Annotated in this window: 12 protein-coding genes and 1 pseudogene; 6 read left to right on the forward strand and 7 right to left on the reverse strand. The window is 54.7% G+C overall.

Annotated elements, in window-relative coordinates; all coding sequences use genetic code 11:
* The first annotated feature begins 11 nt into the window (after window positions 1-11).
* Together N6V40_RS06560 and N6V40_RS06565 are read left to right on the forward strand one after the other, a co-directional pair.
* A complete protein-coding gene (locus tag N6V40_RS06560) occupies window positions 12-254 on the forward strand; it encodes a hypothetical protein (RefSeq protein WP_242632480.1) in 243 nt (80 codons plus the stop codon).
* A 148-nt stretch (window positions 255-402) separates the two neighbouring features.
* Complete coding sequence (locus N6V40_RS06565; RefSeq protein WP_242632547.1) at window positions 403-1,119, forward strand: baeRF2 domain-containing protein; 717 nt, start codon at window positions 403-405, stop codon at window positions 1,117-1,119.
* 117 nt (window positions 1,120-1,236) lie between these two features.
* Here N6V40_RS06565 and N6V40_RS06570 read toward each other — a convergent pair whose 3' ends face one another.
* Window positions 1,237-2,481, reverse strand: a complete 1,245-nt coding sequence (locus tag N6V40_RS06570; RefSeq protein WP_131089003.1) for a CPBP family intramembrane glutamic endopeptidase — start codon at window positions 2,479-2,481, stop codon at window positions 1,237-1,239.
* 135 nt (window positions 2,482-2,616) lie between these two features.
* Here N6V40_RS06570 and N6V40_RS06575 point away from each other — a divergent pair, with 135 nt between their 5' ends.
* From N6V40_RS06575 to N6V40_RS06585, 3 genes are all read left to right on the forward strand, one after another.
* A complete protein-coding gene (locus tag N6V40_RS06575) occupies window positions 2,617-3,867 on the forward strand; it encodes a YibE/F family protein (RefSeq protein ID WP_131089002.1) in 1,251 nt (416 codons plus the stop codon).
* A 69-nt stretch (window positions 3,868-3,936) separates the two neighbouring features.
* The gene (locus N6V40_RS06580) at window positions 3,937-4,914 is read left to right on the forward strand and encodes a metal ABC transporter solute-binding protein, Zn/Mn family (RefSeq protein ID WP_131089001.1); all 978 of its coding nucleotides are present in this window, start codon (window positions 3,937-3,939) and stop codon (window positions 4,912-4,914) included.
* A gap of 20 nt (window positions 4,915-4,934) precedes the next feature.
* Window positions 4,935-6,053 (forward strand): CDP-glycerol glycerophosphotransferase family protein, encoded by a 1,119-nt coding sequence (locus N6V40_RS06585; RefSeq protein ID WP_262199455.1) that lies wholly within the window; start codon window positions 4,935-4,937, stop codon window positions 6,051-6,053.
* 7 nt (window positions 6,054-6,060) lie between these two features.
* On the opposite strand, the gene N6V40_RS06590 is transcribed toward N6V40_RS06585, so the two are convergent.
* The 3 genes and pseudogenes from N6V40_RS06590 to arr form a co-directional block, all read right to left on the reverse strand.
* Window positions 6,061-7,551 (reverse strand): gamma-aminobutyraldehyde dehydrogenase, encoded by a 1,491-nt coding sequence (locus N6V40_RS06590; RefSeq protein ID WP_262199456.1) that lies wholly within the window; start codon window positions 7,549-7,551, stop codon window positions 6,061-6,063.
* 71 nt (window positions 7,552-7,622) lie between these two features.
* Window positions 7,623-9,068: an NAD(P)/FAD-dependent oxidoreductase gene (locus tag N6V40_RS06595; RefSeq protein WP_262199457.1), complete on the reverse strand. Its 1,446-nt coding sequence runs from the start codon at window positions 9,066-9,068 to the stop codon at window positions 7,623-7,625.
* A gap of 342 nt (window positions 9,069-9,410) precedes the next feature.
* Window positions 9,411-9,788, reverse strand: a pseudogene (gene arr / locus N6V40_RS06600) (NAD(+)--rifampin ADP-ribosyltransferase).
* 140 nt (window positions 9,789-9,928) lie between these two features.
* Here arr and N6V40_RS06605 point away from each other — a divergent pair.
* The gene (locus N6V40_RS06605) at window positions 9,929-10,741 is read left to right on the forward strand and encodes a shikimate 5-dehydrogenase (RefSeq protein WP_131088997.1); all 813 of its coding nucleotides are present in this window, start codon (window positions 9,929-9,931) and stop codon (window positions 10,739-10,741) included.
* A gap of 109 nt (window positions 10,742-10,850) precedes the next feature.
* Here N6V40_RS06605 and N6V40_RS06610 read toward each other — a convergent pair whose 3' ends face one another.
* From N6V40_RS06610 to N6V40_RS06620, 3 genes are all read right to left on the reverse strand, one after another.
* A complete protein-coding gene (locus tag N6V40_RS06610) occupies window positions 10,851-11,327 on the reverse strand; it encodes an HtaA domain-containing protein (RefSeq protein ID WP_131088996.1) in 477 nt (158 codons plus the stop codon).
* A 64-nt stretch (window positions 11,328-11,391) separates the two neighbouring features.
* Window positions 11,392-11,859, reverse strand: a complete 468-nt coding sequence (locus N6V40_RS06615; RefSeq protein ID WP_131088995.1) for a hypothetical protein — start codon at window positions 11,857-11,859, stop codon at window positions 11,392-11,394.
* A 96-nt stretch (window positions 11,860-11,955) separates the two neighbouring features.
* Entirely contained in the window at window positions 11,956-13,329 is a 1,374-nt protein-coding gene (locus N6V40_RS06620) for an aspartate aminotransferase family protein (RefSeq protein WP_262199458.1), read from the reverse strand.
* Window positions 13,330-13,331: the final 2 nt, after the last annotated feature.

A 13,331-nucleotide genomic window follows, 5' to 3' on the forward strand; every position in this document is an offset into this window, starting at 1 on the left:
CGCGGATTCTAATGGAATCGACGCTTCGCTCTATCGAAGGAATGGTTCTTGGAGCACAGCTCTCGTTGATGCTTCGTTGGGGACAACTGGAGCACAGGAAGCCGCTGATCGACTTCCAGACGAGGTCGCAAAACTGCTTAAGTCCCAGCAGGCTCAGCCTCAAGATGTACAAGCGCTCATTGGCGTATTGGAACCAGCAAGTGGGCTACGTGCACCAGTTGCACGGTTCGTCGCAGTTCATGATGGCGAAGTAGTTCTTAACGAAATCATTCCGGGTCTCAAGGTCTCCTCTCCTTCAGTTGACGTAGGACCGTTCCCGAATTTCACAGCCATCGCCCGTGCCCGCGGGGGTCTTTCTCTTACCTCGTCGCTGAGGTCGGAAAAGATGGCGGCGAGGTTCATCTGTATAACACTGCCTCTCCGGAGCGCATTGCTAGCCAAGGTATCGTCGGACTGCCTGAAGAAATCCATCACGCCCGAAAAGTGCCCGGCGAATATGACCAACCCAAGGCGCAGTCCGCAGCCGACGAAATGGTTCGCCGCAATGCTGACGAAGTCGCTGAGCTGATCAGAAACATGTTTGCCGAGAACTACGTGCGATTGATCGTGGTTTCTGGTGACATCAAGGCGCGCGAAGCGGTTATCGCTCAGCTACCGGTTGCCCTACGTGACTATGTTGAAGTCATTGATTCGCATACCCGAACCGGTGGCGCCGACTCCAAACAAGTAGATGCCCAGATCTCCAAACTGATTGATGACGTGAAGTCCAAGGATCTTGCGGATCTGGAGGCCAAGGTCTCCGCGCAGTCCGGCAATGGACGAGCCTTGTTAGCAGTTGGACTTGATGAGGTTGTCACGGCTCTGCAATCGGCTCAGGCAGATACCGTGCTGGTCGGACAGTATCAGGACGAGCACACCCTACGGGCACTAAGTGCTGAACCGTGGATTGCTCACCAGGAAGGCGATGACCACGCCGAGTTGGTTGCTGGTGAATGGCCTGCACCGGAAGTGCTGTTGCGTGCCACGGCACTAACGGATGCGACAATCCGTTACGTTCCTGATTCGCTAATCCCTGATGGTGCCGGAATCGCCGCCCTGCTGCGTTGGGCAAAATCCTAAACAGTCACCAAAACAACAATTGGGTTCTTGCTACGAAGATGATCTTCGTGGCAAGAACCCAATTTTAGTGTTCGACACTTTCTAGCCCACCGAATCGTTACCTACACCGACAGTTAATTAGTCCTGGTCGTGTTGCTGCGGATCGTTGTGCGTCGGTTCGCCCGGTGTTGGGCCAACCTGAGGTGAGCCGCTAGGAGGCTGAGAACCAGGGCCCAGCTGATTTGGATCGTGGAGCATAGGCGGTGGTGGCGGTGGATAGTTGCCCTGCGGATGGTTCTGCTGAGCGTTATGTTGCCAAGGTTCAACCGGCGGAGCCCAGTAGGCCTGGTTAGGGTACGGCATTTGCTGAGGAGCTGACCATGGCTGAAGTACCGGAAGTTGGGGTGGAGGTGGAAGTGCTCCAGCAGTGCGTTGAATGTCTTTCTTGTCGGCCAGCTTGGTTAGTACCGCGGTGAGCACGGCCATGAAGAGCACCGAGATGATTAGTGATGTTCCATCCGAGGACTCCTCATTCAGATCAATTTGGCCCAGCGCACCAAGCATGAACAAGAACGTGTTGTTGATGATGTGCATAGCCATCGCCGCTTCCAGCCCACCGGTTCGCCAGGTGAGATAACCAGCTGCCACAGCAAAAGCGGCAACGTCCAATAATCCGTAGACATCGTAAAGGTGCCCGAAGGTAAACAGCGGTACAGGCAAAAGAATCGCAAACAGCGGATGTTTGAGCCAACTGCCCACAACCTGCATCAGCGCTCCACGGAATACCAGTTCCTCGGCAGCACATTGAAGCGGAGTAAGTAGAAGGACCAAGATGGCAAAGAAGAGCGGATCGGCCGGCACGTCATACGGGGCTAGTTGTCCGGAGTCCTCGGTGCTTAGGCCAGAAAAGCCAAAGCTCAAGGCGAAATAAACGGCGAACAAGATGGCGCTCGTGCCCAGTGCCAGACCGAACCAGCGCCAGCGCATTTTTCCAGCTACGGAAAACAGTTGACCGACAGGTTTAGAACCAAGCAAGAGATAGGCCAAATACACGGCCGGAATCATGACGATCAATGAAACCATCGTCATAGAAAAATCTAACGGTGACGTCATATCGAGCTGCGCATCAGCGAATAACGTTTCGTCGCTAGTGCCGGCGCCAGCATCTGTGGCCCATGTTGCGGGGTTGACCAGCATGGCAACAAATACCACCAACATCACCATGATGAGTAGGGCTACATAGAATCCAGTACCCGTTCCCGCAAAGGCTATAGGCCTCCACCAGCGGTAGTTGTGGCTACGGCGCATCAAACGGTGGAATGGATAACTTTGTTCCCCACTAGTCATAGGCATAGTGGCGGGCGGTGGCAAGGGCGAGCTCATAGCTCAATTCTCTCCCTGATCTGCGTTGACGGCATGAACCTTGCGGAGGATTTATTTGTCATCCTTAGGTGTTCGGCACAATACCCATACACTTGTAGCGAATGATTCGCATTAACTGACTTGGAGCGACGCCGCGTGGGCCACCATCATGACGAACCGATATTGCAAGATCCTAAGCGACGCCGCCGTGCCTCGATTATCTTGTGGGCACTACTTGCGCCCATAGGTGCGCTCGCCCTGGTGATGGTCCTCATTCTGTGGCCACAAGGAAATTACGACAAGTTTGCACTGGACGGCAACATGGATACCGCAGGTGGCGCCACGATGGCCACCGGTACCGTCATGCGTAGTGGAACAGAGCAATGCCCCTCTTCCAAAGGCTTGGAAGACGTCGGTGGCAAGGTTCTAGATTGCAACGTCACCTACGTCATGCCAGATTCTGGTGGCGCCGAAATTCAGCTGGAGATCCCGGCCGAGATGTTGCAATCCCGGGATGCGCGTCCGGGGGATAACCTGCGCTATCTTGACCTGTCCAAGGTTGATACGACCAGCGGAAGCCCGTACGTCTTTGTCGATTTCGTTCGCACCTTGCCGATGGCTCTCTTGGCGATTGCCTATGGAGTGGTTGTCGTGCTGGTCGCTGGATGGCGCGGAGCCAGAGCGGTTATCGGTCTGATCGGTGGCATTGCCTTCATGATCTTCTTTATGGTTCCGGCGCTTATCGAAGGCGGAAATCCGGTATTAGTTGGTTTGACCGGTGCCACGGCCATCATGTTTGTCGCGCTCTATTTTGCTCACGGACTGAATGCCAAAACCTCAACGGCCCTATTGGGAACTCTCTTCGGCCTCGGCGTTACGGCCGGCATGGTGTTATGGCTGACCGACGCGGCAGCCCTGACGGGGGCCAACGGTGAATCGGCAATCACGCTATCTACCGTGGCTCCGCAGATCTCGTTGCCGGGTCTATTGATCTGTGGTGTTTTGGTTGGCGGCATGGGCGTGCTCAACGATGTCACTATTACGCAGTCCGCTACCGTATGGGAACTGGCCGAAACCTCTCCTAGGGCGAGTGCCAAAGAATTATTCTTCCGTGGAATGCGTATTGGTCGAGACCATATTGCCTCGACCGTTTACACCATTGCTTTCGCCTACGCAGGCGCCGCACTGCCGATTCTGGCCATTGCAGCCCTGAGCAACCAAGGTTTTGGTGTGACACTGACCTCGGGGGAGATGGCTGAGGAAGTAATTCGCATCCTTATTGGTTCTATTGGATTAGTACTGGCAATTCCAGTGACTACTGCCGTCGCGGTGATGGTGGTAAAAGCTACTGGCACCGGCGGAGCGCACGGCAAGAGAGCACTATTTGCTACTCAAACCGACGCCTAGGTGCGAACGGTTCTCAAAAGTAATGTAGAATTGTTCTCAATAGCAACCTTGTTTAGATGGAGATCTTGAATGAAGAAGTATCGCTCTTTGCTTGCAGCCGCTGCCGCATTGCCAGTCGCAGGACTGATCCTGACTGGATGCAGCAATACCAGCAGTGAAGCATCGAATGCTGGTACCTCTTCACTGAACGTCGTGGCAACGACCAATGTGTACGGGCAGATCGCTCGCGCTATTGGTGGCGACAAGGTCAAAGTCAGCGAGCTTATTACCTCCGGCGCGCAGGATCCTCACTCTTACGAGCCCACCACCCGTGACAAGCTCACCGTGTCTGAAGCTTCGATTGTTGTAGCCAATGGCGGCGGGTATGACCAGTTTATGGATTCGTTGGTTCAGTCCCTACCGAGCGAACAAGCTGGCGGAGTTCAGCTGATTCACGCCGTGGACAGCTCACCTATTGCCAAAGAGCATGAAGGCGAAAGCGAAGAAGAGCATGCGGAGCATGAGGGTGAAGAATCCCATGAGCATGCCGCATACAACGAGCACATCTGGTACGACCTGGACTCGATGAGCGCACTAGCTGACGAGCTGGCCGATGATTTCGGTGAAGCTGATGAAGCTAACGCGCAGGAGTACACGAAAAATGCGCAGACCTTTAAAGAAGGAATCAAAAAGCTTCAGACCCAGCTCGGCGACGCGAAGCTGACCGGCAAGACGTTCATTATGACTGAACCGGTTCCCTTCCATCTTTTGGAAGATGCCGGAATGGTCAACGCCACGCCCGATGGTTTGAGTGAAGCCATTGAAGAAGGCGAGGGCATCGCGCCGATGACCCTGAAGAAGGCGCAAGACCAGCTGGACGGTGCTCAGGTTGATGCCTTGGCATACAACGTCCAAACTGAAGGCAACGAAACCAAGGTACTCCAGAAGGACGCGGAAAGTGGTAAGGTTCCTGTCGTCGACTTCGCAGAGACCATCCTGAATGATTCCAGTTATCTTGAGTGGATGAATTCCAACATTTCGAACTTGTCTTCCGCGATCAACGGCTAGGTCATACGTAGACTACTTATATGGCATTGATTTCTTCTCAAATTTCTCAAGCGGCAGGTAAGGCAAAGTCTCTGCTCGCAGAGCGATCTGTACGCGCTGAAATAGCCCAAGGAAATCGGGAAATACAACAAGCCGATCACGTCCTCTTCTTCGCTGAGGGACCGGGCCAGTTCTACCAACTAGGTGCCTGGCTGGGGACCTTTGAGCGTTTGGTCGAAGACGGCCTGAGCGTCGGTTTGGTGCTCATGGATTCTCTGAGCGCCAAACGCGCACTGAGCGAGACCACCGTACCGTTGCTCTTCACCCGCTCAATGGAACAGATCGAATCAAAGCTTCGAGGCTGGGGAACCAAGTCGATCAGCTACGTGAACAACGCGCAGCGCAACTTCACAATGCTGCGTGTTAACGGCCCGGCGCATATCCACCTAAACCATGGTGAGAGTGAAAAGGCCTCGATGGTCTCCAATCAGCTCAAAGCCTATGACTTCGCCTGTGTCGCCGGTCCGGCCGCAGTCGAGCGCATCACCGAGAACATTGCACGTTTTGATCCATCACATCTGATCCAGATTGGTCGGCCTCAGCTTGATGCCTTGGAGCAGGAAGGGCCTTCACAGAAGATCCGGGTGCTCTATGCGCCAACGTGGGAGGGCGATTCAGAAGCGATGGCCTACTCCTCTCTAGCAAAACTCGGTGAACGAATTCTCGCTCAGCTGGTTACGGACGACCGCTTTGAGGTGCGCTTCCGACCGCACCCAAAAACCGGTGACAAGTCTGCCGAGGCTGCAAAGGCAGTCACCGCGCTCAAAGCCAATTTCAGTTCAACCCTGGATCCAGTCAGCGATGCCTCGCAGTCTCTGGTGTGGGCCGACGTTGCCATCTGTGACACGTCTGCCATGGCCTACGACGCGGTGGCACTGAACATCCCGTTGCTGCTGGCCTCCAACCGTCCAAGCAAACTCGGTGACGGCCTGCCACTAGAGCAACGGCTGGGCAACGCCAATGGTTTGGCTGACCGGGTGGCGCGATTGGCCGCAACAGGCGTGGCCGGACAGCAAAAACAGCTGGCCCAGTACTTCTTCGCTACCACCGAACCTGGAATGGCAACGCAGAAGCTGAACCAGCTGTTAGCTAGCCTCTAGTCTCCGACTAGCGCTGCTTAAAAACAGTATCCTGCCATGCGCGATGGGCCGCAGGATCACGTGAGAACATCACGTGTTTGACGTTTGTGTATTCGTCAAAGGAATACTGGCTCATATCTTTGCCCATCCCTGAGGCTTTGTAACCACCGTGGGGCATATCCGAAACGATCAGGATGTGTTCGTTGATCCAAACACATCCAGCCTGGATCTGGGCGCTGGCCCGCATCGCGCGGTCAACATTTTTGGTCCAGGCGCTGGCGGCCAAGCCATACGGGGTGTCATTGGCCAGTTCAATTGCTTCGTCATCAGACTCGAATGGCAAGGCAACGAGCACCGGACCGAAGACCTCTTGCTGGACTATTTCAGAATCCTGAGTCGCCCCAACGATCAGTGTTGGACGGTAATAGAAGCCTGGACGTTCCTCGCGGCGCCCGCCGGCCAGAACCTTTGCACCGGATTCTTCGGCTCGCACAACCATCGCAGACACCTTTTCCAAGTGCGCTTCGCTGATCAAAGAACCCATGTCAGTGTCTATGTCCGTGGGATCACCAACCACCATGGCATCCATGAGTTGGGCCACCCGTGCGGTGAACTTTTCAAACACTGAAGAGTGCACGTAAGCACGTGTGGCAGCTGTACAGTCCTGACCGGAATTGATCGTGGAGCCAGCTACCGCTCCGTGCGCTGCGGCTTCAATGTCTGCGTCATCAAACACAACAAATGGTGCTTTGCCACCGAGCTCAAGGTGCACTCGATTTGCACGCTCAGCGGCCATGGACATGATTTTTAGGCCCACCGCGGTGGAGCCGGTGAAGGAAGTCATCTTCACCAATGGGTGGCGGACCAGCGTAGAACCGACGCTTGGACCCTCACCAACCACCACGTTGATCACGCCATCAGGCAGACCTGCATCAGTCGCTGCTTTGGCGAAGAGCATCGACGTGCCAGGTGTGAGCTCACTGGGCTTGAGCACGATGGTGTTACCTGCCGCGATGGCCGGAAGCACCTTCCATGCAGCCATTTGTAATGGATAGTTCCAGGGGCTAATGGATCCGATCACGCCAATGGCCTCTCGACGGATCATTGACGTGGTGTTTCCTGCATAATCTCCGGCTGCTAAACCTTGAAGATTCCTCGCCGCACCGGCGAAGAAGTTCACGTTGTCGATGGATCCGGGAACATCAAACTCGGTAGACATTCGAATGCTCTTGCCAGTCTGAGCTGTTTCTACTTCAGCTAGCTCGTGTTCATGCGATTGAAGCTCTCGAGCAAAAGCCAAAAGATGGTCCGAGCGTTGACCCGGCGTCAGCGCAGACCATGACTTAAAAGCCTCAGCAGCTGCCTGCACAGCTTGGTCAACCTGAGCAACAGTTGCCCTATCAACGTCAAGCAATTTATCCCCGGTGGCAGGGGAGACGCGTGGAAGAACTGGTCCTAGTCCGCGCACCTGCTTGCCGTTTATGAACTGATGTCCTAATGATGGGGTGTAGTAATCCATGATGATTCTCCTGCGGAGGGTACTGAGATCAATGAAAAGTGCGGTGGTCTAGTGACGGAAAAATTCCGTCATTAGGAATCGAATCCCATGCCAATCTTGTCCATGAGGCGCAAGAATGCAGAGCGTTGTCCCTGATTGCGATCCGCTTTAATTAGGTGGTCGGTCATGAGTTTCACGCCCAGCCATGCCGCCGGTTCCGGTGGGAACGGGATGGGTTTGGTGCGCACTAACTCCAGCTCGGTCAGCTCAGTCTTTTCCCCGGCGAGCAAGTCCAGCATGACCTTCGCTCCGAAACGCGTGGCTCCGACTCCTAGCCCGGTGAAGCCGGCGCAGTAGGCTACTTTGCCTCCGTGTGTGAGATCAAAGAACGAGAAGAAACGTGAGCAGGTGTCGATGGCGCCGCCCCAAGCATGCGAGAACTTCAGCCCGTTCAACGCAGGGAAACTGCCAAAGAAGTGAGCAGCTAGTTTTTCGAAGGTCTCCGGGTTGCTGTCATAGCTTGAACGAACCTTTCCTCCAAAGTGATACACGGCGTCGTAGCCGCCGTAGAGGATACGTAAATTCCCGTCGGCGTCGATGGTTGGCCGTGAATAGTGGAAGCGGTTGTTCATGTCGGCCAAACCGACCATCTGTTCCCAACCGATGGCTTCTCGCTGCGCATCGGTGAGTGGTTCAGTCATCAGGGCGTAGTCGTAGACAGGGACGATTCGGGCTCTGTGGCGCTTGATCAATGAAGGGAAAACATTCGTAGCCAGTGCTACACGGTCTGCCAAGATTTGCCCGTCGGTGGTTAGCACCTTGATCTGCTCGTTCATTTCTACCAGTTCAGTTGCCTGCGTATTTTCGTAGAGTTCAACGCCCAGCTCGCGGCATACTCGGGCAAGCTCCCATGCCAATTTGGCCGGATGCACCAGAGCGGTGGACTGATGGTCTAACGCCCCCGCCAAGAAATCTGGTGAGTTGATAACGTTCTTGACCTGGTGTTTGTCAAGATAATCCACACCAGGTGCTTCAGCTTCCTCCGCAGCCCAAGCAATCTGATGAGCCTCGGTGGCTACGCTCAGGGAGCCCTGCCGAACAAAATCAACGTCCATGGCGTAACGCTGAACAGTGGCCTCAAAATCATCGAGGTTCTGGGCGCCGAGTTCACTGAGCAAGGCATTTTCTTTGGGCAGATGATTCTCCCCATTTGCTTCGCCGTGAACTAACGAAGCCTCACAGAACCCGCCGTTGCGACCAGAAGCCGCCCAACCAATGCGTTGGCCCTCGATAAGAACAACATGACGGTTTGGGTCTTGCTCTTTGGCCTGCAACGCAGTCCACAAACCGGTATATCCGCCTCCGACAATTAAGAGGTCAGTGGTGATGAATCCGTGCAGTGCCGGTGTTGGTTCAGGACGTCGGGCATTATCTAGCCAGTAACTGGTGTGTTTGGCTGAGGTCAGGGAAGCGGCGATGTGCTCTGCAGAAGCGGCTTCTTCGTGGCGATCAAAGGTAATGGGGTTCTGTGTGCGCATTAGTTCATTCCTTGATTAGTAGCTTCATTTTTGGGAGCTAGTAAGTCAGCGGAACGACCATAGGGCCTTGAGGTTTTGCGGTTTGTTGGGCAGACAGGATGCCAGTTGAGAGCCAGTCGGCGATCAAGGCTTATCCCTCTTCTCGGAAAAGAAGTCCGCAAAATTGAATGTGATTCATTACTCATCTAATCCTGCGGACAAACCCTTGTCAAGAGTCATGGACCAAGCGATGCAGCTTGCCACTGAATATGACAATGTGCGGATAGAACGGGCGGACGAGCCCGCGCTTGAAGTCCAATGCGAATCGTAATTAGTTGATGATTTCGCCCTTGGGGCTTTGCGCTATTGCAGCGATTCTTTCGCGCCAGGCTTGAAGTTCCGCGGGGAGAGCCGGGTGAAGTCATGCACTTCGCGGATCACTTTTAGCGGGTGAGTACTGCGGTAGGAACGAGTCGGATTACCCGGGAATTTCTTGTCGGTGACATTGGGGTCATCCTCAAATTCGCCTGTCGGTTCAACCTCGTAAACATGAGGGGCGCCATCTATGGACGCGATTTCGGCTGCTAGCCCCGCACCGTCAGACAGCGCGGTGAAGTAGACGTGGTTCATGATGACTTCTGGCCGGTAATTCGACGGGTATCCCGCAGACGGCTAATCGCCTGGTACCAACTCTGCTTTGGTGCCGTGAAAGAACGGTCCCGATTCAAGATCCTTGCTCATAGAACCAGAGCTTAGCTAATGAGATGACGCAGGGAAAGAGCCACTCACCATGCCTCGGCCCGGCGAGCATTTGGCCGGTAATCAGCTCGTAAACACGTATATTTGGTGGTGAACCACGAACAAGCTTTGGAGATTTCCACGTGCCAATTTTGAACAAAGACATGTCCCTATGCATCTCGCTTTCGGGTCGACCATCCAACCTTGGAACCCGGTTCCACAACTACCTGTATGAAGAACTTGAACTGAACTTCATCTACAAAGCCTTCTCCACCGATGATCTTGCTGGCGCGATTGCTGGTGTCCGTGCGTTGGGTATCCGTGGCTGCTCCGTTTCCATGCCTTTCAAAGAGGACGTGATGAAACTTGTCGACGAAATTGAACCGTCTGCCGCAGCGATCGATTCGGTCAATACAATCGTGAATACCAATGGTCACTTGGTTGCTTCCAACACTGACTTTGAAGCGATCGCAACGTTGATCGCACGCCACGAGCTGGACAAGATCCACAGCGTATTGGTCCGCGGTTCCGGTGGAATGGCTAAGGCCGTCGTTGCGGCGTTCCGCGATGCAGGCTTTGAAGATGTCACCGTGCTGGCACGCAATGAAAAAGCCGGCGCCGAATTGGCTGAGAAGTATGGCTACAAGTTCGTTGCGGCAGACCCTGCCCCAGGACATCAGATTCTCGTCAACGTCACCCCGTTGGGCATGGACGGCGCACAGGCCGATACCCAGTCCTTCACCGATGAGCACATCAACGTTGCCGAAGCCGTATTTGATGTTGTCGCATTCCCGAGCCAGACACCACTGATCCTTGCCGCCCAAAAGGCTGGCAAGCCGGTAATTACTGGTGCAGAGGTCATTGCACTCCAGGCCGCAGCACAGTTCGAAAAGTACACCGGCCACTCGCTGACCGATGATCAGGTAGCGCGAGCTTCAGAGTTCTCTCGCCTGTAAGCATCAATCTGACTGTCTCATAAAGAAGAAGTGCCAGCACTGAAAATTCAGTGCTGGCACTTCTTCTTGCCTTGCTATATACGCGTTGACGAACAGTCAGGGCGCCAAGCTAGCCGCGCAGTACAACCTCAAGGTCTTCAAGCGCTTGGCCAGCTGGGTATTGGCCGTTGAAGAGTTTTGAACCGTCTTCAGTAAGAACTGCAGAGAAGCGAGTCTTGACCAAACCGAATGCACGGGAAACCGAAGTCTCAGTCAATTCAGCAATAGCCACACGCTCAGTTGCTGTATCGATGGTCAGCTTGATTGCGTCGTCTTGGTTTTCCACGCGAGGCTCAATCAGATCTAGCTTCATCATTCCGCCGTGGCCGGAGAACGAAACTTGGCCGTTAAACCACACCTCATTATCGGGAGCTTCTTCTGAAAGCGAAGCAGGGAAGACCAATGAATTGCCGGCCTGCCACACACCATTGCTAGCTTCAATGCGTCCATCAGCCAAGGAAGAAATATAACCGACGAACGAGGCCTTCAGACCCCATTCCAAATGTGGCTGGAACGGATCGCCTGTTGGCGCACCATTTCCCATCATTGTTGTCTTCCTTCCACAGATTACTGACACTAAATGCTCTGTTGATCAGTATTTCATATCTGGGTTAGCTCGTTGGCTCTGGGTTCGCTGCCAGCCGATCATTACGCGGTGCTTCATTTATTACCGGACGATAGTCATCTTCCACGGCGATCGTCGCAGGGTCAAAAGTAGTCCCGTCCGGCAGAGTGAGGGTGGCTACCGCCGAAGATCCGGTCCAATGGTGGATCTCTAATTTGGTGGGGGAGAACTCTTGCTCAATGTTGGCCTGCAGATGATCCAGGGCGCGAGCGTATCCGCTGAATCCAGCACCGAGGCAAACCACCACTAACAAAGCGGCCAAGGCTGAGGTCAGTAATTCAGTACGGATCGACGCACGGCGTGCATAGGTCTGTTCACCGTCGCGAAGCGTAGCGAACTTCTTTCGGCGCACCAGCCCATGGATCAGCACAGGTATACAAATTACGAACAAGATCACCGCGACAACTAGAAACAGCATTGGCGTGGCAAAATCTACCTTGAGGAACTCTCCCATGTATTTACCCTAGCCCTGTAGTAGTTCCACGTCACTAGATCAGATCACCTTTCCCGAGTTGTGGATTCCTCATTGTCCTCCCAAAAGCGCAAGAGGTTATTCGACAAAACTATCAGCGACGATCAGTGCTTGCTCCAGACGATCCAACGCAACAATCAGCACCTCATCTTCGATGTTCATCGCCGGCACCACATGCAACCGGTTGAAGTTAGCAAACGGTAGTAAACCGGCGTTCTTCGCTGCCGTTATCACCTGGTTCATCTCGGGGCTACTGCCACCATAGGCGGCCAGCGGTTCACGAGTCTCCCGATTCTTTACCAGTTCGATCGCCCAGAACACTCCGGTGCCACGCACTTCACCAACCGACGGGTGATCTTTGGCGAACTGTGCCAGGCGTGGCCCGATGATTTCCTCTCCCAAGCGCTGCGCATTTTCAACCATGCGCTCATCTTCCATCGCAGTGATGGTCGCGACCGCTGCGGCGCAGGCCAGGGGATGGCCCGAATAGGTTAGCCCGCCCGGGTAAGGGCGCTCGCGGAATGTCTCAAAGATCTCAGGGCTGATCGCCACTCCACCGAGCGGAACGTAGCCAGAGTTCACTCCCTTGGCGAAGGTGAGCAGATCCGGCACCACATCAAAATGATCCACGGCGAACCACTTTCCGCTGCGACCAAAGCCTGCCATCACCTCATCTGCGATGTAGACGATGCCGTGCTTCTTAGTCAGTTCACGAACCCCTTGCAGGTAACCGGGAGGTGGCAGGTAAATACCCGCGGTTCCAGGAATGGATTCAAGAATGATCGCCGCAATGGTGCCCGGGCCCTCCAGCAGGATGGTGTCCTCCAAATGCTTGAGCGCGCGCTGCGTTTCCTCTTCTAAGGTGGTGGAGTTGAAGTAGGAACGGTAAGGGTAGGCCGGGAAAAAGTGCACTACCCCGTCACTGCCCTGATCCGAGGCGAAGCGCCGAGGATCTCCGGTCAGATTCACCGCCAGCTGCGTGCCACCATGATAGGAACGATAAGCCGAAAGCACCTTCTGCTTGCCGGTATGCACCCGCGCCATACGCACCGCATGCTCTACTGCGTCGGCCCCACCATTGGTGAAGAAGATCTTGTTCAGTTCCCCTGGGGTGTGTTTGGCGACCAGCCGGGCCGCCTCGGAGCGCGCATCGTTGACGTGCTGAGGCGCGATCGTGGCGATCTTGGCGGCCTGCTCTTGGATGGCAGCGATGACTTTGGGATGCTGATGGCCGATATTGGTATTCACCAGCTGACTGGACAGGTCGATCAGCTTGGTGCCGTCCCCATCCCAGACATAGGACGCCTCGGTTTTTAGGATGGTCATCGGGGTAAATGGTCCCTGCGCCTGCCAGGAGTGGAAGACATGCTCACGATCCAGTTCATAGGCACGCTGCCCGGCTGCGATCTGCGCGTCGCTGATTTCTGCGTTGGCTGCTACTTGCTCGCTCATGA

This window comes from Glutamicibacter sp. M10, from assembly GCF_025452055.1.
GTDB lineage: Bacteria > Actinomycetota > Actinomycetes > Actinomycetales > Micrococcaceae > Glutamicibacter.